The sequence below is a fragment of the Streptomyces sp. NPDC014864 genome, from assembly GCF_043081525.1.
Lineage (GTDB): Bacteria > Actinomycetota > Actinomycetes > Streptomycetales > Streptomycetaceae > Streptomyces.
On sequence record NZ_JBIBWT010000008.1, the window covers coordinates 74,045 to 99,564 of the forward strand.

The window sequence follows — 25,520 nt, forward strand, 5'->3', positions numbered from 1 at the left end:
TCACGGGGAGGCCGAGGCCGTCGGCGAAACGGAGGCCCCGCCCGTCGGGGTCTCCGTCACGCACGTCACCGAGAACGGCACCGTGTCCGAGGCGGTGCGCACCGGCGCCCGCACCTCGACACCGATCGCGTCGTGGTACGTCCCGCCGTCCGAGTACGTCGTGACGGCCACCGTGTCCTGCCGGGTCCTCTCCCCGCCCGCCGGGAACGACAGCGTCTTCCAACCGGGGTCGGAGACCTCGCCGTCGCGCAGCACCCATCGGTAGGAGACCTCCGCGGGCAGCCGGCCCACCGTGAACGTCGCCGTGAAGGACGGCGCCCCGGCACGCGGCGGCGGACACCCCCCGGAGTACGCCGTGTGCGTCCCCGTCAGCGTGACCGTCACCGACTGCTGCGGAGCGGAGTGGGAGGAGCCGCCGCTCGGGGAGGCGCTCGCACCGCCGCCGTCGCGGGTGTGCTCGTCGCTCGGCGTCGGCGACGGCGTCACCCCGGCCCGGCTGCTGCTGGTGGTGCCCGCGCTGTCGTCCCCCTTCCCTCCGCCGCCCCGGTCGAGCAGCGCGTACGTCAGCCCGGCCAGGGCCAGCGCGAGGGCGGCCAGACCCGCGATCAGCACCAGGGCCGTACGGCGGCCGCCTTCCGGGCGCTCGCGGGTGGCCGCCGCGGCCCGGGTGGGCCCGGTCCCGGTCGGCGGGAGCGGCAGCGGCGGAGTCGGCGACCGCTCCTCCCGCACGGTGGCGACCGTGGGTGCGTACGCGGCCGCCGGGGCGACGTCCGCGCGGGGCGTGCCGCCCGCCCCGACGAGGCGCAGGTTCCGCTCGGCCCGCTCGGCCGGCAGCCGCTCGGCCGGGTCCTTGCGGAGCAGTCCCTCGATGACCGGCGCGAGGGGACCGGCCCGGCGCGCGGGCGGCAGTTCCTCGTCGACGACCGCCCGCAGGGTGCTCAGCGGTGTGTCCTGCCGGAACGGCGAGTTCCCCTCGACGGCCGCGTACAGCAGCACCCCGAGCGACCACAGGTCCGACTCCGGGCCCGGGGTGCGGCCCAGCGCCCGCTCCGGGGCCAGGAACTCCGGGGAGCCGATCACCTCGCCCGTCATCGTCAGCGCCGAACTGCCCTCGACCGTGGCGATGCCGAAGTCGGTGAGCACCACCCGGCCGTCGTTCGCCAGCAGCACGTTGGCCGGCTTCACGTCGCGGTGCAGCACCCCGGCGGCGTGCGCGGCGCGCAGCGCCGACAGCACCTCGGCGCCGATGTGCGCGGCGCGCTGCGGGCCGATCGGGCCCTCGGCCTCCAGCAGGTCGGCCAGCGACAGCCCGCGGACCAACTCCATGACGATCCACGGGCGGCCGCCGTCGGTGGCCACGTCGTACACCGTGACCACGTTGCGGTTCGAGACCCGGGCCGCCGCCCACGCCTCGCGCTCCAGCCGCGCGTACATCCGTTCCACGTCGGCGGCCGGCAGGCCCGCCGGCGCGCGCACCTCCTTGACCGCGACCTCGCGGTGCAGCACCTCGTCGCGGGCGCGCCACACGGTTCCCATGCCGCCCTCGCCGAGCGGGGACAGGAGACGGTAGCGGCCCGCGATCACACGCTCACGGCCCGGTTCTTCGGACACCGGCGCCCCCCATTCGCTTCCCGGCGATGTCTCCACTCGACGTGACTCGCGTGATTTCTCCCCAAAAGTAGCTCAACCCAGTGCGGATGCCGCCCCCTTGAGCACCAATCCGGCACCGAGGGCCAGGACGACGCAGGCCGATCCCAGCGGCGCGGTCCTGCGCACCAGGGCCGCCAGGGGGCCCGCGGTCCAGCGGGGGCGCCGGTCCAGCACCCGGGACACCTCGCTGCCCAGCCGGACGACGGCGAACCCGGCGGCGGTGAGGGTCAGGGCGAGCCCGACACCGTAGGCGACCACGAGCAGCAGCCCGAACCAGGCCTGCCCCAGCGCGGCCGCGCCCACCAGGACGACCACGGCCGAGGGGCTGGGCACCAGCCCGCCGGCGAAGCCGAGCAGGAGCGTGCCGCGGAGGGTGGGTGCGGTGGGGTGGGTGTGGGTGACGCCGCCGTGGGTGTGGGCGACGGCGGCGGGGTGGGGGTGGTTGTGCCCGGGCTCGGTCCCTTCGTCGTGTGTGTGGTTGTGATCGTGCTCGTGTGCCGGGTCCTGGGCCTGGGCGTGGTCGTGCCTGTCGTCGTGCGCGTGCTCGTGGGAGGGCCCGTGGGTGTGACCGTGTTCGTGGGAGTGCCCGCGCGGGTGACCGTGATGGTGTTCGTGGGAGTGCCCGTGGCCGTGCGTGCGGTTGCGCCAGGCACGGCGTACGAGGCTCGCGCCGGCGACGGTCACCAGGACGCCGCTGGCGAGTCCCAGCCAGGCGATCACCGAGGGCGCGGCGGCCGAACCCGCGGTGACCAGAAGGCCGAGGGCGACCACGCCGAGGGTGTGGGTGACCGTCACCGACGCGGCCAGCGGCAGGACGTCCCCGAGGCGGGCGCGCCCGCCGCGTGCCGCCGCCGTGGCCGCCATCAGGGTCTTGCCGTGGCCCGGCGCCAGGGCGTGCAGGGCGCCCAGAGCGACCGCGATCACCAGGGCGAGGGCGGCGAAGCCGAGGGTGAGGTCGTGGCGGGCGACCAGGTCGTCCAGGGCGCGGGTCCAGCGGTCGGCGCCGCGCGGGAGGACGGAGGCGGCGGGCGCGTCCGCCCGGTCCGCGACGAGGGCGGGACCGCCGGGGCGCACCCGCAGGAAGGCGGTCGAGGTGTCCGCAGGGGAGGAGAGCAACTCCTTGGGATAGCTTGTGAGTTCGTGAGAGGTGGAGGTCTTCGGCACGTCGGACGCGGTGAGTGTCGTACGGTCGCCGGCGGCCGTGATCTCCCGCCAGCCGGGCCCGGAGGACGCTCCCGCGCTGCGGAAGCCCACGGTGACCGTGCCGTGCTTCGGCAGCGGCGCCGTCAGCGCGCACTCGACCCGGAGGGTGTGCAGACCCGCCTGGCCGGGACGCGTCCGCGCGTGGCTGCCGCGGACGGCGAGCGCTGACGTCCGCCCCTCGACCGTGAGGCGGCTGCCCCGGGCGGCCCGCTCGCACCGCTGCCGGGCCCACGCGGCCGCGCCGAGCCGCTCGATGTCGGGCGCGGCCTGGGTCGCCGGGATCTCCGCGAGGTCCTCGACGTGGTCGACGCGCAGCAGGCCGGGGGCGGTGACCAGACCGTCGTAGCGGTTGACGGTGAAGTTGCCGAGGGGGTGCGCGCTCGCGGCGGCGGAGAGCACGACGACCAGGGCGCAGGCGGCCGTGAACACGGCCGCGGCGGAGGCGAGTACACGGCGGGGCCTCACCGGGCCGCCTCCAGGGACTTCAGGGCCGTACGGGCCGTGCGGGCGCCCAGCGGGGAGAAGCCGGGGTTCAGTCTCAGCGCGGCGGCCAGGTGGGTCCGGGCGTCCTCCGGGTGGCCGGTGGCCCGCTCGATCATGCCCCGGTGGTAGAGGAAGGCGGCGTTGCGGTAGCCGGTGGCCGCCGCCTGCCGGGCGTAGGGGAGTGCCTCCTGGTCGCGGCCGTTGACGTGCAGGGCCCAGGCCAGGGCGTCCGCGGTGTGCACGGTGTGGCGGCGGGCCCATTCGGCGCGGGCCGCGCGCAGGGCGGCCCGGGTGTCGCCGTGGTCGGCGGCGGCGAGCGCGGTGTCCAGGTCGGCGTTGACGCCGCCCGCGCGGGCCAGCGCGATCCAGGCGTCGACCAGGGCGTACTGCGCGTGCGCGCGCTTCCGGTCGCCGGCGGCGCCGCGGGCCTCGTACAGCTCGCCGAGTGCGACGAGCGGGCCGGGCAGCGGGTAGCGGGCTACGACGGCCTCCATGTCCTTGAGGGCGCCCGCGTGGTCACCGCTCGCGGCCCGGGCCCGGGCGCGGCCCTCCAGGGCGGGGAGGCAGGCGTCGTCGGCGGCCAGCGCCCGCGCGTACTGGCGCAGGGCGGTCCGGTAGTCGCCCTGGTTCCAGGCGAGCTGGCCGAGTTGCGTGGCGACGTACGCGATGTCGCCCGGGGAGTTGGCGGAGTCGAGGGCCTGGGTGAGGACGCGGCGGGCGGTGGTGACGTCGCCGCGCAGTTCACGTACGTAGGCGTAGCGCGTGAAGACCGGGATGCCGGGACGCCGGGCGTCGGCCGTGTCGGCGGCCCGCGCCGCCTCGCCGTACCGGCCGAGTTCCACCAGGGCGTCGATGCGCGAGGACAGGGCGCGCTCGCTGTAGGGGTTCTGCCGCAGGGCCCGGTCCGCGTAGACCAGGGCGTCCTTGAAGTCGTGCCGGGCGGCGGCGAGCGCGGCGCGGCCGGCCAGCGCCCGGTCGTTGCCGGGGGCCAGCTCCAGCGAGCGGGCCAGCGCCTGCTCGGCCCGCGGGTAGCGTGCCGGATCGCCCTTGGTGCGCGCCTGCTCGACGTAGGCGAGTCCGAGGGTGGCCCAGCCGTCGTGGTCCCGGGGCTGCCCGCGCAGATGGGCCTGGAGCGAGAGGACGCTCGCGTCGAGGCCGCCGCCGGCGAGCAGTTCGGGCGACGCCGCGGGGGCCGCGGAGGCCGCGGGCACGCCTCCCGGGTCCCGGGCGGCCCCCACGGCGATCGCCCCGCCGGTGAGCGCCACGGCCAGCAGCAGCGAGGAGCCGGCGAGCCGCGCAGCCCGCCACCGCCGTCCGGCCGCCGCGACCCGACGCACGGCGGCGATCCGCACGTCACCGCGGTTGGCGGGCTCCTCCTCCGCGACGGCCGTGCCGATCCGCGTGTCGTCGCCGTCGGCGGGTTCTTCGGCCGCGTCGACGGTGGCGACTCGCGGTTCAGCGTCGGCGGGTTCTTCGGCCGCGTCGACGGTGGCGACTCGCGGTTCAGCGTCGGCGGGTTCTTCGGCCGCGTCGACGGTGGCGACTCGCGGTTCAGCGTCGGCGGGTTCTTCGGCCGCGTCGACCGTGGTGACCCGCGTGTCGTCGCCGGTGGGCTCCTCCGCCGCGTCCACCGTCCCGGTGTCCGCTGTCACGGGGGGCCGGGCGGGCGGTTCGGCGGGGTGGTCGCCCGGGCCGTCGTCCGGCGCGTTGTCGTTGCTCCGCGGGGCCATGCCCTCTCCTCGGTCGCCTGGGTGGTGCGATGTGCTCGGTGGTGGACGAAGTCGTCGCGTGGGGCGGCGCGGCCCGCGCCGTGGGGGATGGGGTGAGCGCGGGCCGCGCCAGTCGTGGGGCCGGCGGGTCAGTACGGCCGGCGCATCCGGCGGCGCCACCACGCCAGAGCCGTGCCGAGGAGCAGGATCCCGGCCGCGCCCGAGGCCGCCGAGGAGGCGATCAGGACGGTGTCGCCGGAGCCGGAGGACGCGCCCGCCGGCCGCAGCGCGTCGCCGAGCTGGCTGCGCACGTCGGTCCCGCTCGTCGTGCCCTTGGCGAGCTGCCCGCGCGAACCGGATGTCGGCTGGGCCACGTAGGGGAAGTACTTCTCGAACTTCTTGTCGTTGGCGTCGACCGCGTCGCCCAGGTCGTTCTTGGAGCCGACCAGCTCGCCCTCCATCACCTGCAGCGCCTCGTCGATCACGTCGTCGGTGAGCCGGCGGCCGTTCGGGAAGCCCGCGTTGTCGCCGTCGAGGACGCCCAGCCGCTTCGGGTGCGCGCTCGGCTTGATGGAGGTGTTCAGGCGCAGCTCCTCCGACGGCTTCACGTGCGGCGGCTGGTTGAGGCCCTTCACGCCCTTGAGGAAGACGTCCACCAGGTCGTTGCGCGGCTCGGCGGGCGCCTTGATCTTGTAGATCTGCTCGACCAGCTTGGGCAGTTCGGGGTTGGTGACGTTCTTCAGGAACTGCGCGTCGTCCCAGGGCGCGGACGCGTTGAACTTGTCCTTGTCCTTCTGCGGGTTGACGACCTCGTTGACCAGCGGGTTGCCGAGGCGCGAGACCTGGCTCCAGCCGCCGCGGGCGTTCTTGCGCTGGGTGGTCGACCAGATGCCCACGACCGGCTGGTCCGCCGACTCGCGGATCAGGTCGTTCGGCACCTGCAGGGCGATCGAGTTGACGTTGTAGCCCTTGAGTGTGTCCCGGCCCACCTCGGAGAGGTTCCCGCCGTACAGCAGGTCGAAGACGCGCAGGTCGAGGAAGAAGGGGTCGTCGGCCTGCCCGGCGAAGGTCGCCGCGCCGCCGGCCGTCTTGTGGATCGCCTGGTCGCGCAGCTTGCCGTAGTCGGGCATCGACGCCTTGCCGACGTTGGACGGGGCGACCGGCACGTTGTCCGCGAGGCGCGTCTTGGAGACCAGCTTCTGGTGGCGCAGCTTGATGAGGTCGATGTCGTACGTCTGCGTGACGTTGAGGTTCGGGTCGTCGAGGCTCTTCACCGGACCCGTGTTGTAGAGAAAGGTGTTCTGGTTCTTGACGTGCGTCTTGAACGTGTAGCGGAAGATCAGTTCGCTCTGCGCGTCGCCGTTGTTGTCGACGTGGAGGTCGTACTGCGCGTCGTCCGCGAAGGTGTAGAAGTTCGGTCCGCCGGCCGGCTCCTCGAACGGTATCCAGTTGGCCACGATCGTCGTGGTGTCGGGCTTGTCCGGGCTGACGAACGCGTACACGTCGGTGTTGTCGTACTGCGGGGTGCCCGAGATGAGCGGGGCCTCCCGGTGGCTGGAGGCGGAGGCCGCCCCCGGTTCCAGCGTGGCCACGCCGACGGCCGTGAGCCCCCCGGCGGCCAGCGCCGCGCAGACGAGGCCGGCCAGGCCCCTGCGCCCCGGACCGCCCCAGAGACTGGAAATAGGTGTCATGCCGTTCCGTCCTCAGTGCCGACTTGCCTGTCGACCGGGCATTCGGAGACCTCTCGGGGGCGGATTGGTCGGCGCGGAGATTTTTCTTTCTGCCTGCTCGACCCGCGTTTTCGGCCCGCTGATCCGTAACACCGTCAGGAGGTGCGCGCACTGCGGGCGCCTCGCCTGACGGAACGGCCCGCGGCGGCCGGCGGAGAGGGGGACGGGAGTGGAGGCGGACGAACTTCTGGTGCTCGTCGCAGGCGGCGACCAGAAGGCATTCGAGGAGCTCTACGGCCTGGTGTCCGGGCCCGTGTACGGGCTGGTGCGGCGGGTGGTGCGCGACCCCGCGCAGTCCGAGGAGGTGGCCCAGGAGGTGCTGCTCGAACTCTGGCGCTCCGCCCGCCGGTTCGACCCCGGACGCGGCAGCGCCCTGTCGTGGGTGCTCACCCTCGCCCACCGGCGCGCCGTCGACCGGGTGCGCAGCGCCCGCGCCGCCGGCGAACGCGATCAGCGCGAGGCCCTGCGCGCCGCCTCGCCCGCCTTCGACCAGGTCGCCGAGGAGGTCGAGGCCGGGCTGGAACGGCAGTGGGTACGGCGCTGCCTGGACCGGCTGACCGCCCTCCAGCGGCAGTCCCTCACCCTCGCCTACTACGACGGCTACACCTACCGTGAGGTGGCCGAGCGGCTCTCGCTGCCGCTGGGCACGGTCAAGACGCGGATGCGCGACGGGCTCACCCGGATGCGCGAGTGCCTGGGAGGTGCGGCATGAGCACCCCGGACCGCCGCCCGTGGCCCGCGAACCGCGCGAGCGAGCACCGAGGAGGTGCGGCATGAGCCTGCTCGGCCGCCTGTTCCGCCGCGAGGACCTGCACTCCCTCGCCGCCCCCTACGCCCTCGACGCGCTGGAGCCCGTCGAACGCCTCCGATTCGAGAAGCACATGAAGGACTGCGACCCCTGCGCCGCCGAGGTCCGGGCGCTGTCCGAGGACGCGGTGCGCCTGGCCTGCTCCGCGGCGGCCCCGGCACCGGCCGCGCTGCGCGCGAGGGTGCTGGCCGCCGTGCGCGCCACTCCGCAGGAGCCCGCCCCGGCCCGCGGCCACACACCCCAACTGCCGCCGCACGTCTGGGGCAGGCAGCCGCCGCCCGCGCGCACCCGTGCGCCCCGGTCGCGCCTCCTGCTCGTTCCGTTCGCCACCGTGACCGCCGCCGCGGCGCTCGTGGTGGCCGCGCTCTTCGCCGTGCAGGCCCGCAAGGCGCAGGACCAGGTGGAGGCGCAGCGGGACCGGGCACGTGAGATCGCCCACGTTCTCGGTGCCTCCGACGCGCGGGCCGCCACCGGCCAGGACGCGCGGGGCGGCAGTATCGGAGTGATCGCTTCCGCCTCGGAGGGCCGGGCCGTCGTCACCCTGAGCGGATACCGCCCCGCGCCGAGCGGCCGGGTGCGGCAGCTGTGGCTCATGCGCCCCGGCGCACAACCGCGTTCCCTCGGGCTCTTCGAGGCCGACACGCCCTTGGTCGCCGCCGGGCTCGCTCCGGCGTCCACGTCACTCGCCGTGACCGTCGAACCGAACGGGGGCTCAGAACGGCCGACTACGCAGCCAATTGTTCAACTCGCCTTGAAATCGGTCGGATTCGGAGGGTAGTCGTCAACACCCTTACGGGGTAGGTGAATCCTGTGACCGCGATACACGAGTGCCGCAACGGGACGATAGGGTTACTCTGCCCGGGCCGGGTGGACTCGTACGGGTGGGGAGTGACATGGAGCAGATAACTGTGCGCAGCAGGGCCAGGGTCCCTGCGATCACGTGCGGGAGCAGCGCGACCAGCTCGCGCCTCGACCGCCACCTCTCGGTGCTGGCCGGCCCCGCCGTCCCGCAGCGCGAGACGGCCGAGGCGACCTCGCTGATGCGCGAGCTGACCGCGCGGGGCGCGCACGACCGCACGGGCAGGGGAGCACGCGTCCGCCGGGTGTCGCTGTTCGCGCCACTGCGCCGGCTGCGCCGCTCGCTGTTCGGCGGGCGCTGAGCGCCACCGGCGTCCCCCGCCACCGGCGTCCCTCCGGGCCGTCTCCCCGAGGAGCCCGCGTTCCTCCAGGGCCCGCGTTCAGGCCGCCACACCGTCCCGGCGCAAGGCTGCGATCTCTTCGTCCGTCATCCCCACGGCACGCAGCAGCGCCTCGGTGTGCTGTCCGAGCGCGGGCACGTCCCCCATCCGCGGCGCCGCCGCGCCCGGCAGCGTGATCGGCGGCAGCAGAGCCCGCAGCGGCCCGACCGGCGTCCCCACCTCCCGCCACCGCTCCCGGGCCGCCAACTGCGGATGGTCCGCCACCTCGTGCAGGTCCCTCAGCCGTGCGCACGCGATGCCCGCGCCCTCCAGCCGGGCCAGCGCCTCGTCGGCGTCCAGCGCGCCCAGCGCCTTCGCGACCAGATCGTCGGTGCGCTCCCGGTGCGCCACCCGCGCCTCGTTCGTCGCGAACGCCGGGTCCATGCCCAAGTCGGCCCGCTCCAGCACCTGTTCGGCCAGCCGCCGCCACTCGCGGTCGTTCTGCACCGACAACAGCACCCGCCCGCCGTCCGCCGTCGGGTAGGCGTCGTACGGCGCGATGACCGCGTGCGCGAGCCCGGTGCGCGCGGGGGCGGCGCCGCCGTGCATCGCATGGTGCAGCGGGTGCCCCATCCACTCCGTGAGCGCCTCCAGCATCGACACCTCCACCGGACCGCCGCGCCCGGTCGTGCCGCGCCGCACCAGCGCCGCCAGGACGCCCGAGAAGGCGTACATGGCCGCCGCGATGTCCGCCGCCGGGATCCCCGCCTTCACCGGCTGCTCCGGCGTGCCCGTCACCGACACCAGCCCCGCCTCGCACTGCACGAGCATGTCGTACGCCCGCTTGTCCGCGTACGGCCCCGCCGAGCCGTAGCCCGAGATGTCGACGGCGATCAGCCGCGGGTGCGCGGCGCACAGCGTCGCCGCGTCCAGCCCCAGCCGGGCCGCCGCCCCCTGTGCCAGGTTCTGCACGAACACGTCCGCGTCCGCCACCAGTCGCCGCAGGGCCGCCAGTCCCCGGGGGTCCTTGAGGTCCAGCGCGATCGACTCCTTGCCGCGGTTGCACCACACGAAGTGCGAGGCGAGCCCGCCGGCGGCCGTGTCGTACCCGCGCGCGAAGTCGCCGCCGTCGAGCCGCTCGACCTTGACGACCCGGGCGCCGAGGTCGGCGAGCTGCCGGGTCGCGAAGGGGGCCGAGACGGCCTGCTCGACGGCGACGACGGTGATGCCCTCCAGGGGCAGGGGGAGTTGCTCCATGCCCCGGATCATGACCCGCGGACACCACCTTTGTCAGCAGCCGCCCTCGTGGGCGGGCCAGGCCGGGCGCCCGCCGGCGGCCGGCTCCGGCGATCGGGCACAGCGGGCGGCACCCCGGCGGTGGGGCCCGCGCGTGCGCTCCTCGTCGCACCTGACGGCCCAGGCGGCGCCCGCCCGGCGTCCGGCGGCGGTCGTCCTCGGTCCGGCGCCCGCGGCGGTCACTCCCGTCCGCCGTGCGGCCGTGGTGCCGTGTCCGTGCGGGTCCTGGGGGCGGTGCCCGGGCAGGCGGTGTCGGGCGGCGGCGGTGGCGTCCGCCCGGCGGTCCGCGGCGGTCGTTCTCGGTCCGGCGTCCGGCGGCGCCCCAGGGCCCGGTTCGGTCAGCGCTCCCCGTGGGTGTAGCGGCGTACGGCGAGCGGGGCGAAGACCGTGGTCAGGACGGCGCACCAGGCCAGAGAGCCGGCGACGGGATGGGCGACCGGCCAGGCTGCGCCCTCGGGGACGGGCGCGTTGCCGAAGAGGGTCCGCAGGGCCGTGGTCACCGCGCTGATCGGGTTCCACTCGGCGAGGGTGCGCAGCCAGCCCGCGAGGTTGTCGGTGGGAATGTAGGCGTCGGACAGCAACGGCAGCAGGAAGGTCGAGGCGCCCAGCTGCCCGGCGGCCTCCTCGCTGCGGGTGAGCAGCCCGAGGAAGACGCCGACCCAGGTGCACGCGAGCCGGAACAGCAGCAGCAGGCCCACCGCGCCCAGCACGGCCGGCGCCGAGCCCTCGACCCGCCAGCCCACCGCGAGGCCCACCAGCAGCAGCGGCACCGTCCCGACGGCCGTGACCACCAGATCCGCCGCGACCTGCCCGAGCGGCACCGCCGCCCGGCTCACCGGCATCGTGCGGAAGCGGTCCATCACACCCCGGTGCGTGTCCTGGGCCGCCTGGAACATCCCGGTCATGACCCCGCCCGCGGCGGTCGCCACCAGCAGCCCCGGCACCAGGAAGGACCGGTACTCCCGCCCGGGCATCGCCAGCGCGCTGCCGAAGACGTAGCCGAAGAACAGCAGCATGTTGATCGGCATCAGCTGGGAGAGGATCGCCAGCCCCGGGTTGTTGCGGACCCGGCGCAACTGCCGGACCGTCATCGCCGTGCCGTCGTACGTCAGCGCGTTCATGCCACGAGCTCCTGGGGGTCGGTGGAGGGGTCGGGGGACTCTCCGGTCAGCCGGAGGAAGACGTCGTCGAGGGTCGGTGGCCGCAGGCTCGCGTCCAGCAACGGCACGCCCGCCGCGTCGAGTTCGCGGACCAGGCGGGGCAGGGTGAGGGTCGGGTCGGTGGAGACCGCGCCCACGGCGCGCCGGTCGTGGTCGAAGACCGGCTCGGCGCCGGTGAGCCTGTCCAGGACGGCCGCCGCCCGCGTCATCGCCTCGGTGTGCGCGACGACGACCTCCGCGTGGGCGCCGATGAGCGCCTTGAGTTCGGCGGGTGAGCCGGTGTGCGCGACCCGGCCGCGGTCCACCAGGGCGATCTCGTCGGCGAGCCGGTCGGCCTCCTCCAGGTACTGCGTGGTCAGCAGCACCGTGGTGCCCTGCCGCTTCAGCTCGCCCACGGCGTCCCAGACGCTGGTGCGGCTGGCCGGGTCGAGCCCGGTGGTCGGTTCGTCCAGGAACAGCACGTCGGGGCGGCGGATCAGGCTGGCCGCGAGGTCCAGACGGCGCCGCATCCCGCCCGAGTAGGTGGACGCCGGCCGGTCGGCGGCCTCGGCCAGGCCGAACCGGTCCAGCAGCTCGCCGGCCCGGGCCCGCGGGTCCCGGACCCGGTGCAGCCGGGCGAACAGCCGCAGGTTCTGCCGCCCGGTGAGGTCCCCGTCCACCGACGCGGACTGCCCCGTGACGCCGATGCGGCGCCGCACGGCGGCCGCCTCGCGCACCAGGTCGTGTCCCGCGATCCGCGCCGATCCCGCGTCCGGCCGCAGCAGCGTGGTCAGCAGCCGCACCGCCGTGGTCTTGCCCGCGCCGTTCCGTCCGAGGACCCCGCAGACGGTCCCCTCGGCCACGGCGAGGTCCAGCCCGCTCACGGCACGGACCTCACCGAACCGCTTCTCCAGGCCTTCACTAAGTACAGCGTACGTAGAAGTCATGTCCCGACCATAGCGCACTACGTACGGTGTACGTAACTACGATGGTGGGGCGAGGTGATGATCGATGGCTGGCCGAGCGGCCGTACCCGAAGTGATCTGGGCCCGTCCCGAGCGGACGGGACGGGGTCCGAAGCCGGCCTACAGCCGGGCCGACATCGCGGCCGCCGCGGTGCGTATCGCCGACGCCGGCGGGCTGGACGCGGTGTCCATGCGGCACGTCGCCGCCGAACTGGGCTGCGGCACGATGTCGCTGTACAACTACGTCCCCCGCAAGGAGGACCTGTACGAGCTCATGGTGGACGCCGTCAGCGCCGAGCACGAACTGTGGGAGCCGTCCGGGGACTGGCGTGCCGACATGGTCCGGGTCGGCCACCAGACCCGCGACCTGATGCGGCGCCACCCCTGGCTGCCCCGTCTGATGTCCGGGATCTACGGCTTCAGCCCCCACGCCCTGCGCTACCTGGAGCACTGCCTGACCTGCCTGGACCCCCTGGAGGCGTCCTACGGCACCAAGATGGAACTGGTCGCCATGCTCAACGCGGTGGTGACGATGTACGTGTCCAACGAGCTGGCCACCGCCGAGCGCACCCGCTCGCTGCCCTGGTCGGAGGAGCAGGAGACCGCGGTGCGGATCGCCTACCTGGGCGGTCAGGTCGCCACCGGCGCCTATCCGCGCATGGCGGCGGCCTTCCAGGAGGACGCGGGGCCGATCGACCTGGAGGCGGTGTTCGAGCGGGCGCTGACGCGGGTCCTGGACGGGTTCGAGCCGCGCGGCCGAGGCGGAGCCGGGCGGCCGGGCCCATGCGCGGGCCGAGGCGCCGAGACGGACCGAGGCGCCGAGACGGACCGAGGTGCCCGCACGGATTGAGGTGCTCGCGCGGGCCGAGGTGCCCGCACGGGCCGCTGCGTCGTCACAGCAGCGCGAACTGCCCCTCCGGCCCCTCCTCGTGATGGTCGAGGACGGAGGCGGGCCGGCGGGCCGCGCCCGGGACCGGGAGCACGCCCGCCGCCCGCAGCTCCGCCGCGGTGATCGGGGAGGCCGGCTCCAACGCCTCCCGCCGCGGCCCCAGTTCCGCCAGCAGGGCCAGGACGGTGATCAGCTCCAGCAGCTCCGAGGTCCACGTCTGCGGCCAGACCGCCGGCCGGATCGCGGCCAGGGTGCCCGGCTCGGCCTCCTCGGTACGGGCCGTGAACCACTGCTCCAGGACGCGGGCCTGGCCGACCTCGAAGTCCCAGGCCCCCGGCGGCACCGGGGAGATGCGGCCGTCGTCGAGGTGCAGCGTCTCCTCGTCCCGGTCGTAGCGCAGGGTCAGCGGGCGGGGCGGCAGCGGGGCACGGACGTAGGGGCGGCGGCCGCCGGGGAGCTTGGGGCGCTCGCCGTCGCGCCGCATCAGCCACAGCGTCCGGCGGCCGACCTCCAGCGCCGCGGACCAGAGTTCGGGGTCGGAGGTGAGCGGGACGGCGAGTCCGTCCGGGCCGGGGCGCACCGTCGCCAGGATCCAGGCCAGGACGTCCACCGGGGCGGGGGAGTGCCCGAGACGGGCGGCCAGGTGGGCCGACAGACCCGGTGCCAGGTTCGGCTCCGCGCCGCCGGGGCGCCGGTACAGCGGGCGCACGCGCCCCGGGCGCAGGAGCGGCAGCAGGGAGGTGGCCAGCAGCGGTGGGCCCGCCGCGCCGGGCGCGGCACCCGTCTCCACGGCGAAGATCTGCGCGGCGTCCGCCACCCGCCACAGCTCGGGGCGGGCCGCGTCGATCAGGCGGTGGTCGGGGATCAGCCACTGCTCGTCGAAGGCCCCGCGCAGCACGCGCACCGGCTCCGCGCACGGGCCCTTGGCGCGGATCAGCTTCCCGGTGCCGCCGGACTGTCCGGGCAGCTGCCCGACCGCCGTGTGCGCGGTGCGCGACCGCGTCGGCTCGAACAGGCTCTCCCGGCCTGGCCCGTCAGCCTTGAGCAGGGTGTCCCAGCGGGTCTTCAGACACGCCGCGTCGGGGGCCGCCGGCCACCCCCGGCCCAGCCGCGGCGGTGCGACGGACCACGGCATGAGGTCCGCCAGCAGCGGAGCGTCGTCGTGCGTCACGCCGGGCATCGTACGACGGGCCGCCGGTACGGCGGGGGCGGGTCAGGTGGCCTCGAGCGTGACCGTGAAGGAGAAACGGTCGCCCCGGTAGTGGATGACCGCCACGTCGAGCGGCCGCCCCTGGGCGTCGTAGGTGACCCCCGTGTAGTGCAGGATCGGGCTGAGCAACGGCACTTCGAGCAGCCGCGCGGTCTCCGGGTCGGCCAGCCGCGCCTCCACGGTGTCGGTGATCCGGCTGATGTCCGCGCCCACCACGTCCCGCAGCACCTTCGTCATCGGCCACCGCACCAGATCGCCCAGGTCGATCCGCGCGGCCAGCTCCGGACGGACGTAGTTGCGGGCGTGGTTGGTGGGCTCCCCGGTCTTCTCGTCGCTGCGCAGCCGGTGGTACGTCGCCACCTCCCCGAGATCCGGGAAGTACTCGGCGAGTTCGGCGGGCACGGGAGCCGGGCCGTGGTCCAGCAGCTCGGTCGTCATGCCGGACTGCTGGGCCACGATCGCGTCGACCGAGCCGAGGAGCCGGACCGGCGCTCCCCGGGTGGCACCGGGCTCGATGAACGTGCCGCGCCGGCGGTGGCGCGTGATCAGGCCCTCGTCCTCCAGCTCCTTCAGCGCCTGCCGCATGGTCAGCACGCTCACCCCGTAGTGCCCCGCCAACTGCTCCTCGGTGGGCAGGCGCAGCGGGTCCCGGGCCGAACGGCCGAGGATGGAGGCGCGCAGCGACTGGGACACCTGGTACCACAGCGGCAGCTTGCGGTTCAGGACGATCGAATCCGGGGCGAAAGAGGTCACGGGCCTATCCGTACCGGGCGGCACCGTTCAGCGCAACGGGCGGAAGTGCCGCTCGAGGCCCTGCCACACGTCGTCGTACCGCTGCTGCAGGTGCTCCGCCCGTGCCGCCTGCGGCGTGAGCGTCAGCGGCCACCGGGTCTCGAACATGAACGCGAGCCCGTCGTCGATCTTCTGCGGCCGCAGCTCGGCCGCGCTCGCCCGGTCGAACGTCTCCCGGTCCGGGCCGTGCGCCGACATCATGTTGTGCAGCGAGCCCCCGCCCGGCACGAAGCCCTCGGCCTTCGCGTCGTAGGCGCCCTCGATCAGGCCCATGTACTCGGTCATCACGTTGCGGTGGAAGTACGGCGGCCGGAAGGTGTCCTCGCCCACCAGCCAGCGCGGCGCGAACACGACGAAGTCGACGCCGGCCAGGCCCGGGGTGTCGGACGGCGAGGTCAGCACCGTGAAGATCGACGGGTCCGGGTGGTCGTAGGAGATCGTGCCGATGACGTTGAAGCGGCGCAGGTCGTAGACGTACGGGACGTAGTTGCCGTGCCAGGCGACGACGTCGAGCGGGGAGTGGTCGTAGGTGGCGCTCCAGAGGTTGCCGCAGAACTTGTTCACCACCTCCACCGGGCCCTCGACGTCCTCGAACGCGGCGACCGGGGCGCGGAAGTCGCGGGCGTTGGCAAGGCCGTTGGCGCCGATCGGGCCGAGGTCGGGCAGGCGGAAGGGGGCGCCGTAGTTCTCGCAGACGTAGCCGCGCGCGGCCTCGCCGGGGCCGCCGTCCGGCTCGGTGTCCAGGAGCTCGACCCGGAAGCGCACCCCGCGCGGGATCAGCGCCACGTGGCCGGGCTCGGCGTGCAGCATCCCGAACTCCGTGTGCAGCAGCAGTCCGCCCCGCTCCGGCACGATCAGCAGCTCGCCGTCGGCGTCGCTGAAGACCCGCTCCATCGAGGAGTTGGCGGTGTAGAGGTGCACGGCGACGCCGGTGCGCTGGGTGACGTCGCCGTTGCCGCCGAGGGTCCACAGGCCGGCCAGGAAGTCCGTGCCCGCGGGGGGTTCCGGCAGCGGGTTCCAGCGCAGGCGGTTGGGGTCGGGCACGGTCTGGTTGAAGGGCGCCGTGCGGAGCGCGCCGTTGGCGGTGCGGGCGAAGGCCGGGTGCGCGGCCGAGGGGTGGATCCGGTACAGCCAGGAGCGGCGGTTGTGGGCACGCGGCTCGGTGAACGCCGTACCGCTCAGCTGCTCCGCGTACAGCCCGAGGGGGGCGCGCTGGGGCGAGTTGCGGCCCTCGGGCAGTGCGCCGGGCACCGCCTCGGAGCTGTGCTCGTTGCCGAAGCCGGAGAGGTAGGCCAGTCCCTCGGCGGTCTTGCGTGCGTCCCCGCTCATGATCGCTCCCTTGCGCCCTGATTCCTATGCAACACCGTAGGATTGCGGTTGCTCCGGCGCAAGAGGGCGTGGGCCCTCCGTGCGGGGGCGGACGGCACCTTCCGGGGGCACGAGTGCGGAGGGCGGCCGGCACCGTCCGGGGCCACGGGCCGGCGCACACCCGGGGCGCGCTTCACCGGATCGCCGTGGACCGGCATCATGAGGTGCGTGCCCCACGCGAGATCGCTCCGCCGTGTGCCCGTGCAGCGGCGCAGCGCCGAACGGCTGACCAGGATCCTGGACGTCTGCGCAGACCTGCTCGACGAGGTGGGCTACGACGCCCTGAGCACGCGCGCCGTCGCCCAGCGGGCCGGTGTGCCCATCGGCTCCGTCTACCGCTTCTTCGGCAACAAGCGGGCGATGGTCGACGCGCTCGCGCAGCGCAACCTGGAGCGGTACACCGAGCGGGTCGGCGAGCGCTTGCGGCGGGCCGCCGGCCCGGAATCCTCCGGGCCCGCGCCCGGTGAGGAGCCCGGGGCCGTCTCCGAGGTGCCCGGGCCGCCTCCCGCGGCGGACTGGCGCACGGCCATGGACGCGGTACTCGACGAGTACCTGGCGATGAAGCGCACCGCCCCCGGCTTCTCGCTCGTCGACTTCGGCAACCAGATCCCCGTCGGCGCCCGGCACGCCGAGCCCAACCACCGCGTCGCCGACCGCCTCACCGAACTGCTCTCCGGCCATCTGGGCCGCGAGCCCGACGAGGATCTGCGCCGGGTCTTCCTGGTCGCCGTGGAGACCGCCGACACCCTCGTCCAACTGGCCTTCAGGGTGGACCCGCAGGGTGACGAGAGGATCGTCGAGGAGACGCGCGCCCTGCTGCGGGCGTATCTGGGACGCGTGCTCGACCAGCCTCCCTTTCGGATCTTGCCGTGAGCCGCGGGGTCTGGCACGCACAAGGCGGGCCGGGACCGGAATTCCCGGCGGTGCCTCCGCAGCCCTCCCGTACATGCCTACCGGTCGGTATGCTCACCCCCGTCCCAGTGCCGCTGCCGCCGCCCCTCCGGGAGGACCCGTGTCCCGCACCGCCCTGCGAATCTGCCCCCTGTGCGAGGCCACTTGCGGGCTGACGCTCACCCTCGACGGCACGCGGGTCACCGGCGCCCGCGGCGACCGCGAGGACGTGTTCAGCAAGGGGTTCATCTGTCCCAAGGGCGCTGCCTTCGGGGCCGTCGACGGCGACCCGGACCGGCTGCGCACCCCGCTCGTGCGCAAGGACGGCGAACTGCGCGAGGCCACCTGGGAGGAGGCGTTCGACGCCGTGGCCGCCGGGATCCGGCCGGTCGTGGAGCGGTACGGGCCGCACGCCGTCGGCGTCGTCCTCGGCAACCCCAACGTGCACACCATGGCCGGTGCCCTCTACCCGTCCATCCTGCTCGGCGCCCTCGGCACCCGCAGCCTCTTCACCGCCTCCACGGTCGACCAGATGCCCAAGCACGTCTCCAGCGGCCTGCTCTACGGTGACGCGAACGCCATCCCCGTGCCCGACCTGGACCACACCGGCCATCTGCTTCTGATCGGCGCCAACCCCCTGGAGTCCAACGGCAGTCTGTGCACCGCCCCCGACTTCCCCGGCAGGCTCAAGGCGCTCAGGGCCCGCGGCGGAACCCTCACGGTCGTCGACCCGCGCCGCACCCGCACCGCGCGCCTCGCCGACCGGCACGTCGCGATCCGGCCCGGCACCGACGCCCTGCTGCTCGCCGCGATGGCGTACGTGCTCTTCGAGGAGGACCTCGTCGCCCTCGGCGCCCTGGACCCGCACGTCCTGGGGCTCGACGAACTCGCCCAGGCGATAAGGGACTTCGCCCCCGAGGAGGTCGCCGGGGCGTGCGACGTGGAGGCCGGGACGATCCGCGCGCTGGCCCGTGAGCTCGCCGCTGCCCCCACCGCCGCCGTGTACGCCCGCATCGGCAGCTGCACGGTCGCGCACGGCACCCTCGCCAGCTGGCTGGTGGACGTCCTCAACATCCTCACCGGCAACCTCGATCGTCCCGGCGGCGCCCTCTTCCCGCAGGCGGCCACCGACAGGGCGCCCCGGCCGGCCGGGCCCGGCCGCGGCTTCGCGCTCGGGCGCTGGCACTCCCGGGTGAGCAAGCACCCCGAGGCGAAAGGCGAGTTGCCGCTGTCCGCGCTCGCCGAGGAGATCGACACCGCCACCGAGGAGGGCGAGCCGGTCCGCGCGCTGGTCGTCGTCGCCGCCAACCCCGTGCTGTCCGCACCCGACGGCGCCCGGCTCGACAAGGCCCTGGACTCGCTCGACTTCATGGTGAGCGTCGACCCGTACCTGAACGAGACCTCCCGCCACGCCGACGTCGTCCTGCCCCCGCCGCCGCCCGCGCAGAGCCCGCACCACGACTTCGCCTTCAACACCCTCGCCGTACGCCACCAGGTCCGCTACACCCGCCCGGCCGTCCCCCTGGAGCCCGGCCGGATGGCCGAGACCGAGATCCTGGCCCGGCTGATCCTGGCCGCGACCGGCATGGACGGTGCCGACCCGTCCGCGGTCGACACGGCGGTGATCGACCAGACCCTCCGCAAGGCGGTCCGCGACGCGCACTCACCCGTCCACGGCCGCGACCCGCGCGAACTCGCCGCACGGCTGACCGGCGACACCGGCCCCGAGCGGCGCCTCGACCTGATGCTGCGCCTCGGCCCCTACGGCGACGGCTTCGGCGTACGGCCCGAGGGACTGAGCCTGGAGAAGCTGCTCGCTCACCCGCACGGCATCGACCTCGGGCCGCTGCGCCCGCGCCTGCCGCAGCCGCTGAGGACGGTCAGCGGCAAGGTCGAGCTGCTGCCGCGGCCGATCGCGGACGACCTGCCGCGCCTGCGGGCGGCCCTGCGCGAACGCCCGGCCGGGCTCCTCCTCGTCGGCCGCCGCCATCTGCGCTCCAACAACAGCTGGATGCACAACGTGCCCGCCCTGACCGGCGGCTCCAACCGCTGCACCCTGCACGTCCACCCCGAGGACGCCGCCCGCCTCGGCATCCTCGACGGGGCCCCGGTGCGGGTCAAGGGCGCCGGGGGAGAGGTGACCGCCCCGGCCGAGGTCACCGACGGCGTACGCCCCGGCGTGGTGAGCCTGCCGCACGGCTGGGGCCACGACCGTCCCGGCACCCGGCTGACGCACGCCGCCACCGACCCCGGCGTCAACGTCAACCAGCTCCTCGACGGCAGCCTGCTCGACCCGCTGTCGGGCAACGCGGTCCTCAACGGCGTCCCCGTCGAGCTCACCGCGACCCGATGAGGGGCGGGCCGCGGTTGCGCCGGACGGGCGATCTCTGACGGCGCGTCGGGCGCGGGTGCGGTCACCGGGGCGGGAGATGTGAAAGAGAGTCAGACGAAAAGAGCGATTGTATGAAAATCGTCTGATTCGGAGGAGCGCACATGTCCCCCCTGACACTCCCACGCATTCACGGCACCCGTGTCGGCGCAGCGGCCGTCCTCACGGCCCTCACCGCGGCGGGGGCCACGTGGCTGGCGGCGCCGGCCGCCGCGGCCATCCCCGGAGACAACGGGGACATCAAGATCCACCGGGTGGGCGTGCCCTTCGGCGTCTCGAAGGACGACCCCGTGGTGTGCAGGTTCTACCTCGACGCCATCAACTTCGACTCGCTGACGAACGTCGGCTACACCATCCAGGCCCAGCCGCCGCTGCCCAACACCGCCACCCTCGGGGGCTCCATCATCCTCGCCGCCGGCGCCGGTCACACCGAACCGCTCGGGCTGACCGACGGGCAGTACCGGCTGATCTGGTCCGTCCCCGGCGGCACCACCAAGGAGAAGGCCTTCCGCGTCAACTGCCGCGAGGAGAACGAGCGGCACGAGGCGCAGGGTCCGGGCGGCCAGATCGAGGACCAGGGCCGCGGCGGCCAGGAGTCGGGCCGGGACAACGACGAGCAGCGCGGACAGGCGGCCTGGGGCCGCGGGGACCACGACGGTCCCAGGGGCGGTGTGCACGCGGGCGGCGGCGGTCTCGTCCCGGCCGCGGCGGCCTTCTCGCCGCTGACCGGGACCGCGGCCGTCGGCCTCGTGGTGGTGAGCGGTGTGGTGTACTTCCGGATGATCCGCCGGCGTCCCCATGGCGCCGCGTAGGCGCCGACGCAGGCGCCCCTGGTACCGGACCCGCGCCTACCGCCTCGCCAGGACGACCGTGCTGGCGGTCGTGCTGGTGACGGCGGGGGTCCGGTGTGCGGGACCCCACGAGCGGCCCGGTCCGGGCCTGGCCGGCGGCCCGGACGCCGTGGCCCCGGCCGTTCCCGGCGCGGGGGACGACGGGTCGGGCTCCTCGGACTCCGGGCACTCGGACCCGGAGGACGAGGCGGACGCGGAGGCGTCGGCGAGTCCCACCGCCCCGCCTTCCCCTCCGCCGCCGCCGATGTCCCGCTCGCGGGCGACCTCGCTGCGCATCCCCTCCCTCGGGATCGACGCCCCCGTCATGGGCGTACGGATCGACGGCAAGAGGCAGTTGGGGACGCCACCGGTGGACAAGCCGAAGCTGGTCGGCTGGTACGAGCAGGGGCCCACACCGGGCGAGTCCGGCACCGCCGTCGCCGTGGGACACCGGGACACCACGACCGGCGCGGCCGTCTTCGCCGCTCTCGGGCAGGTGGCGCCGGGCAGCCGGGTGGAGGCCCGGCGGGCGGACGGCCGTACCGCCGTCTACACCGTGGACAAGGTGCGGGTCTTCGACAAGTCGCGCTTCCCCGACAAGGAGGTGTACGGCCCCAGCCGCCGACCGGAACTCCGGATCATCACCTGCGGCGGCCTCTTCACCCGCAGGGCCGGCTACTCCAGCAACGTCGTCGTCTTCGCCCATCTGACCTCCACGGCCTGACGGGCGCGGGCGGCCCGTCCGTCCCCTCGACGGGCCGTCCGCGCCGTGGCGAAATACCGCCGTCCGCTTTCCCGCCCGCTGGACGGATGCGCCCGATCCCGACCGATGTCTTCCCCCCGGCGCACACGATCCGTTAGCTTCCGTGACTCACACGCCCCGTACGACCCGCACGAGGCGTTTCGGCGGCGGAGCGCCAGTGCTCGGTCGAGTCCCGGGGGCACCCTCATGACACGCGCCATCTCTCTGCACGACGTGAGCAAGACCTACACCAAGGGCGGCGGCCGGGTGGTCGACCGCCTGTCGCTCGACATCGCGCCGGGCGAGTTCCTGGTGCTGCTCGGCCCCTCCGGCTGCGGCAAGTCCACCGTGCTCCGGATGATCGCCGGGCTGGAGGAGATCACCGAGGGCGAGCTGCGGCTCGACGGCGAGTACGCCAACGACCTGCCGCCCGCGGGACGGGACATGGCGATGGTCTTCCAGAACTTCGCCCTCTACCCGAACATGACCAGCCGCGACAACATCGGTTTCCCGCTGCGCATCGAGTCGCCCGGCGCGGACCCGCGCACCCGCGTGGACGCCACGGCCCGGATGCTGGGCATCGAGGATCTCCTCGAACGCCTCCCCGGCCAGCTCTCCGGCGGCGAACGCCAGCGCGTCGCCATGGGCCGGGCGATCGCCCGCCACCCCTCCGCCTTCCTGATGGACGAGCCGTTGTCCAACCTCGACGCCAAGCTGCGCAACCACCTGCGCGCCGAGATCGCCAGACTGACCGGCGAGCTGGGCGTCACCACGGTCTACGTCACCCACGACCAGGCGGAGGCCATGTCGCTCGGCGACCGGGTGGCCGTGCTGCGCGGCGGGGTGCTCCAGCAGCTCGACAGCCCGCGCGCGGTCTACGCCCTGCCCCGCAACGTCTTCGTCGCCGCCTTCATCGGCACCCCGCGGATCAACCTGCTGCGCGGTATGGTCCGGGCCCCGCTGGAGGGCGCGATGTCCATCAGCCTCGGCAAGCAGTTCCTGCGCCTGCCCGAACCCCTCTCCCGCGACCACCAGTTGCTGCGGGTGCAGCAGGGCCGTGAGGTGATCGTGGGCCTGCGCTCGGAGGCCGTGCGCATCGCCGAACGCACGGCGGCCCGGCCCGGCGAGGTGGCGCTCACCGGACTGGTGGAGCACGTGGAGTTCCAGGGGCACGAGGTCCTCGTCCACTTCAACACCGGTTCCCGCCCCGCCGTCGTGACCGATCTGGAGGCCCCGCGGCCCGTCCGCCGCCCGGTCCGGCGGCGCCGCCGCGAGGGCACCGTCCTGGAACGCCTGCGGGACCGGGCGGGCGCCCTGCGGGCCGGCCCGGTGGTGGTCCTGGAGCACCCGGCCGACGCCGGACCCGGGTTCGCCGATCCCGGCGGGTCCGAGCCGCGCCCGACCGGTGACCTGGTGGTGCGCACCAGCCCGGACCTCCGGCTGCGCCACGGGATGCAGGTCCCGCTCCTCGTCGACCTCGCCCACCTGTTCGTCTTCGACCAGCACGGCGAGCGCGTCTGCCCGGCCCCGGACCGGCTGCCGGGCCTGGAGGAGTGAGCGGACCGGGTGCCCGATCAAGGCGGGGTGTGGCGGCCAAAAACTATCGGCGCTAGTTTATGGGCCTGTCGGTAGGTTGTGACGCGGACGTCCGCGGCGCGGCCGCGAACGGACGCACCCCGCCCCGGAGGAGCACCATGAAGGCACACGACGGCCTGTACATCGACGGCGCCTGGCGCCCCGCCGCGGGCCGGGACACCATCGAGGTCGTGAACCCGGTCGACGAGCAGATCGTCGGCATCGTCCCGGCCGGTACCGCCGAGGACGTCGACGCCGCCGTGCGCGCCGCCCGCGCCGCCCTCCCCGCCTGGGCGGCGACCCCGCCCGCCGAGCGGGCCGCGCGGCTGGCCGCCCTCCGGGACGTCCTGGCGGCCCGCAAGGACGAGATCGCCGAGACGATCACCGCCGAACTCGGCGCGCCGCTCGCGTTCTCGCAGGCGGTGCACGCGGCCGTGCCGATCGCCGTCGCCGGCTCGTACGCCGACCTCGCGGCCGCGCACGTCTTCGAGGAGCGGGTCGGCAACTCCGTCGTCCACCACGAGCCGGTCGGCGTGGTCGGCGCGATCACCCCCTGGAACTACCCCCTGCACCAGATCGTCGCCAAGGCCGCCCCGGCGCTCGCCGCCGGCTGCACGATCGTGCTGAAGCCCGCCGAGGACACCCCGCTCACCGCCCAGCTCTTCGCCGAGGCGGTGCACGAGGCCGGCGTCCCGGCCGGTGTCTTCAACCTGGTCACCGGCCTCGGCCCGGTCGCCGGCCAGGCGCTCGCCGAGCACCCCGGGGTCGACCTGGTCTCCTTCACCGGCTCCACCGCCGTCGGCCGGCACATCGGCGCGACGGCGGGCGCGGCCGTGAAGAAGGTCGCCCTGGAACTGGGCGGCAAGTCCGCCAACGTCATCCTGCCGAGCGCGGACCTCGCCAAGGCGGTGAACGTCGGCGTCGCCAACGTCATGTCCAACTCCGGTCAGACGTGCAGCGCCTGGACGCGGATGCTGGTGCACCGCGACCAGTACGACACGGCCGTCGAACTCGCCGCGGCCGCCGCCGCCAAGTACGCCGACCGCATCGGCCCGGTGGTGAACGCCAAGCAGCAGGCACGGGTGCGCGGCTACATCGAGCAGGGGGTGGCGGAGGGGGCCCGGCTGGTCGCGGGCGGCCCCGAATCCCCGCGCGAGCGGGGCTGCTTCGTCAGCCCGACGGTCTTCGCCGACGTCACCCCCGGGATGACGATCGCGCAGGAGGAGATCTTCGGCCCGGTCCTCACCCTCCTGCGCTACGAGGACGAGGAGGACGCCCTGCGCATCGCCAACGGCACGGTCTACGGGCTCGCGGGCGCCGTGTGGGCCGGTGACGAGGCGGAGGCGGTGGCCTTCGCGCGCCGGATGGAGACCGGCCAGGTCGACATCAACGGCGGCCGCTTCAACCCCCTCGCCCCCTTCGGCGGATACAAGCAGTCCGGCGTCGGCCGCGAGCTCGGCGCGCACGGCCTCGCCGAGTACCTCCAGACCAAGTCCCTCCAGTTCTAGGAGCGTTGCCCATCATGGCCGTACGCGCCGCCGTCCTGCCCGCCATCGGCTCCCCGCTGGAGATCACCGGCATCGAGCTGCCCGAGCCGGGTCCCGGCCAGGTCCGGGTCCGCCTGGCCGCCGCCGGGGTCTGCCACTCGGACCTGTCGCTGTCCGACGGCACCATGCGGGTGCCGGTGCCCGCCGTCCTCGGCCACGAGGGAGCCGGCACCGTCGTCGCCGTCGGGAACGGAGTCGCCCATGTCCGGCCCGGCGACCGTGTCGTCCTCAACTGGGCTCCCTCGTGCGGGCGTTGCCATGCCTGCTCGCTCGGCGAGGTCTGGTTGTGCGCCAACGCCCTGAACGGCGCGGCGAACGTCCACGCCCGCACCGTGGACGGCACCGACCTCCACCCCGGTCTGAACGTCGCCGCCTTCGCCGAGGAGACCGTCGTCCCCGCCGCCTGCGTCCTGCCGCTGCCCGAGGGCGTCCCGCTCACCGACGCGGCCCTGCTCGGCTGCGCCGTCCTCACCGGCTACGGCGCCGTGCACCACTCGGCGAAGGTGCGCCCCGGGGAGACGGTGGCCGTGTTCGGCGTCGGCGGCGTGGGCCTGGCCACCCTGCAGGCCGCCCGGATCGCCGGGGCCTCGCGGATCGTCGCCGTCGATGTCTCCCCGGAGAAGGAGGAGCTGGCCCGTGCGGCCGGCGCCACGGACTACGTCGTCGCCTCCGCGGACACCCCCCGCGAGATCCGCGCCCTGACCGGCAAGCAGGGCGTCGACGTGTCCGTCGAGTGCGTGGGCCGCGCGGTCACCATCCGCGCCGCCTGGGAGTCCACCCGCCGCGGCGGCCGTACCACGGTCGTCGGCATCGGGGGCAAGGACCAGCAGGTCACCTTCAACGCGCTGGAGATCTTCCACTGGGGCCGGACCCTGTCCGGCTGCGTGTACGGCAACTCGGACCCGGCGAAGGACCTGCCCGTGCTGGCCGGGCACGTGCGCGCCGGCCGTCTGGACCTGGGTGCGCTGGTGACCGAGCGGATCGCCCTGGACGGCATTCCGGCGGCCTTCGAGAACATGGTGGCCGGGAAGGGCGGTCGGGCCCTGGTCGTCTTCTAGCCCGTCAGGCGACGTGCCCGGTCCTCGCCGAGGACCGGGCCCTCGGCGTGCCCGCGGGCCGTATTCCG

At 74.5% G+C, this 25,520-nt stretch carries 21 protein-coding genes; 11 read left to right on the forward strand and 10 right to left on the reverse strand.

Annotated elements, in window-relative coordinates; all coding sequences use genetic code 11:
• The 4 genes from ACF1A5_RS16535 to ACF1A5_RS16550 all read right to left on the reverse strand — a co-directional run bounded on the left by ACF1A5_RS16535 (window position 1) and on the right by ACF1A5_RS16550 (window position 6,736).
• Window positions 1-1,611: a serine/threonine-protein kinase gene (locus ACF1A5_RS16535; RefSeq protein WP_392193555.1), complete on the reverse strand. Its 1,611-nt coding sequence runs from the start codon at window positions 1,609-1,611 to the stop codon at window positions 1-3.
• A 72-nt stretch (window positions 1,612-1,683) separates the two neighbouring features.
• On the reverse strand, window positions 1,684-3,318 hold the full coding sequence (locus ACF1A5_RS16540; protein WP_392193556.1) for a sulfite exporter TauE/SafE family protein: 1,635 nt from the start codon (window positions 3,316-3,318) through the stop codon (window positions 1,684-1,686).
• Entirely contained in the window at window positions 3,315-5,066 is a 1,752-nt protein-coding gene (locus tag ACF1A5_RS16545; protein ID WP_392193557.1) for a tetratricopeptide repeat protein, read from the reverse strand. The genes ACF1A5_RS16540 and ACF1A5_RS16545 overlap by 4 nt, the downstream gene beginning before the upstream one ends.
• A 128-nt stretch (window positions 5,067-5,194) precedes the next feature.
• A complete protein-coding gene (locus ACF1A5_RS16550) occupies window positions 5,195-6,736 on the reverse strand; it encodes a DUF4331 domain-containing protein (protein ID WP_392193558.1) in 1,542 nt (513 codons plus the stop codon).
• 208 nt (window positions 6,737-6,944) lie between these two features.
• On the opposite strand from ACF1A5_RS16550, the gene ACF1A5_RS16555 reads away from it, so the two are divergent.
• From ACF1A5_RS16555 to ACF1A5_RS16565, 3 genes are all read left to right on the forward strand, one after another.
• Complete coding sequence (locus ACF1A5_RS16555; RefSeq protein ID WP_392193559.1) at window positions 6,945-7,487, forward strand: sigma-70 family RNA polymerase sigma factor; 543 nt, start codon at window positions 6,945-6,947, stop codon at window positions 7,485-7,487.
• Between the two features lie 61 nt (window positions 7,488-7,548).
• Window positions 7,549-8,361: an anti-sigma factor domain-containing protein gene (locus tag ACF1A5_RS16560; protein ID WP_392193560.1), complete on the forward strand. Its 813-nt coding sequence runs from the start codon at window positions 7,549-7,551 to the stop codon at window positions 8,359-8,361.
• Between the two features lie 115 nt (window positions 8,362-8,476).
• On the forward strand, window positions 8,477-8,743 hold the full coding sequence (locus ACF1A5_RS16565; RefSeq protein WP_392193561.1) for a hypothetical protein: 267 nt from the start codon (window positions 8,477-8,479) through the stop codon (window positions 8,741-8,743).
• Between the two features lie 78 nt (window positions 8,744-8,821).
• Here ACF1A5_RS16565 and ACF1A5_RS16570 read toward each other — a convergent pair whose 3' ends face one another.
• From ACF1A5_RS16570 to ACF1A5_RS16580, 3 genes are all read right to left on the reverse strand, one after another.
• Window positions 8,822-10,030 (reverse strand): CaiB/BaiF CoA transferase family protein, encoded by a 1,209-nt coding sequence (locus tag ACF1A5_RS16570; protein WP_392193562.1) that lies wholly within the window; start codon window positions 10,028-10,030, stop codon window positions 8,822-8,824.
• A gap of 365 nt (window positions 10,031-10,395) precedes the next feature.
• Window positions 10,396-11,178, reverse strand: coding sequence for an ABC transporter permease (locus tag ACF1A5_RS16575; RefSeq protein ID WP_392193563.1), 783 nt, complete (start codon window positions 11,176-11,178; stop codon window positions 10,396-10,398).
• Window positions 11,175-12,143, reverse strand: coding sequence for an ATP-binding cassette domain-containing protein (locus ACF1A5_RS16580; RefSeq protein WP_392193564.1), 969 nt, complete (start codon window positions 12,141-12,143; stop codon window positions 11,175-11,177). The genes ACF1A5_RS16575 and ACF1A5_RS16580 overlap by 4 nt, the downstream gene beginning before the upstream one ends.
• Window positions 12,144-12,207: 64 nt before the next feature.
• Here ACF1A5_RS16580 and ACF1A5_RS16585 point away from each other — a divergent pair, with 64 nt between their 5' ends.
• Window positions 12,208-13,011 (forward strand): TetR/AcrR family transcriptional regulator C-terminal domain-containing protein, encoded by an 804-nt coding sequence (locus ACF1A5_RS16585; protein WP_392193565.1) that lies wholly within the window; start codon window positions 12,208-12,210, stop codon window positions 13,009-13,011.
• A 43-nt stretch (window positions 13,012-13,054) separates the two neighbouring features.
• Here ACF1A5_RS16585 and ACF1A5_RS16590 read toward each other — a convergent pair whose 3' ends face one another.
• Genes ACF1A5_RS16590 through hmgA form a run of 3 tightly spaced genes read right to left on the reverse strand, consistent with a single transcriptional unit; the run spans window position 13,055 to window position 16,381 of the window.
• Window positions 13,055-14,230 carry a type ISP restriction/modification enzyme gene (locus ACF1A5_RS16590; protein ID WP_392193566.1) on the reverse strand — a complete coding sequence of 392 codons (1,176 nt, stop codon included), beginning with the start codon at window positions 14,228-14,230 and terminating at the stop codon, window positions 13,055-13,057.
• Window positions 14,231-14,263: 33 nt separating this feature from the next.
• Window positions 14,264-15,013, reverse strand: a complete 750-nt coding sequence (locus ACF1A5_RS16595; RefSeq protein WP_392193567.1) for a GntR family transcriptional regulator — start codon at window positions 15,011-15,013, stop codon at window positions 14,264-14,266.
• Between the two features lie 27 nt (window positions 15,014-15,040).
• The gene (gene hmgA / locus ACF1A5_RS16600; RefSeq protein ID WP_392193568.1) at window positions 15,041-16,381 is read right to left on the reverse strand and encodes a homogentisate 1,2-dioxygenase; all 1,341 of its coding nucleotides are present in this window, start codon (window positions 16,379-16,381) and stop codon (window positions 15,041-15,043) included.
• Between the two features lie 198 nt (window positions 16,382-16,579).
• Here hmgA and ACF1A5_RS16605 point away from each other — a divergent pair, with 198 nt between their 5' ends.
• The 7 genes from ACF1A5_RS16605 to ACF1A5_RS16635 all read left to right on the forward strand — a co-directional run bounded on the left by ACF1A5_RS16605 (window position 16,580) and on the right by ACF1A5_RS16635 (window position 25,452).
• On the forward strand, window positions 16,580-17,293 hold the full coding sequence (locus ACF1A5_RS16605) for a TetR family transcriptional regulator (protein WP_392193569.1): 714 nt from the start codon (window positions 16,580-16,582) through the stop codon (window positions 17,291-17,293).
• Between the two features lie 139 nt (window positions 17,294-17,432).
• Window positions 17,433-19,664 (forward strand): molybdopterin oxidoreductase family protein, encoded by a 2,232-nt coding sequence (locus ACF1A5_RS16610; RefSeq protein WP_392193570.1) that lies wholly within the window; start codon window positions 17,433-17,435, stop codon window positions 19,662-19,664.
• 140 nt (window positions 19,665-19,804) lie between these two features.
• A complete protein-coding gene (locus ACF1A5_RS16615) occupies window positions 19,805-20,512 on the forward strand; it encodes a hypothetical protein (protein WP_392193571.1) in 708 nt (235 codons plus the stop codon).
• Entirely contained in the window at window positions 20,499-21,254 is a 756-nt protein-coding gene (locus ACF1A5_RS16620) for a class F sortase (protein WP_392193572.1), read from the forward strand. Before ACF1A5_RS16615 ends, ACF1A5_RS16620 begins: the two co-directional genes overlap by 14 nt.
• 225 nt (window positions 21,255-21,479) lie before the next feature.
• Entirely contained in the window at window positions 21,480-22,829 is a 1,350-nt protein-coding gene (locus tag ACF1A5_RS16625) for an ABC transporter ATP-binding protein (protein WP_392193573.1), read from the forward strand.
• Between the two features lie 137 nt (window positions 22,830-22,966).
• On the forward strand, window positions 22,967-24,355 hold the full coding sequence (locus ACF1A5_RS16630; RefSeq protein WP_392193574.1) for an aldehyde dehydrogenase family protein: 1,389 nt from the start codon (window positions 22,967-22,969) through the stop codon (window positions 24,353-24,355).
• 14 nt (window positions 24,356-24,369) lie between these two features.
• On the forward strand, window positions 24,370-25,452 hold the full coding sequence (locus ACF1A5_RS16635) for a Zn-dependent alcohol dehydrogenase (RefSeq protein WP_392193575.1): 1,083 nt from the start codon (window positions 24,370-24,372) through the stop codon (window positions 25,450-25,452).
• Window positions 25,453-25,520 lie beyond the last annotated feature (68 nt).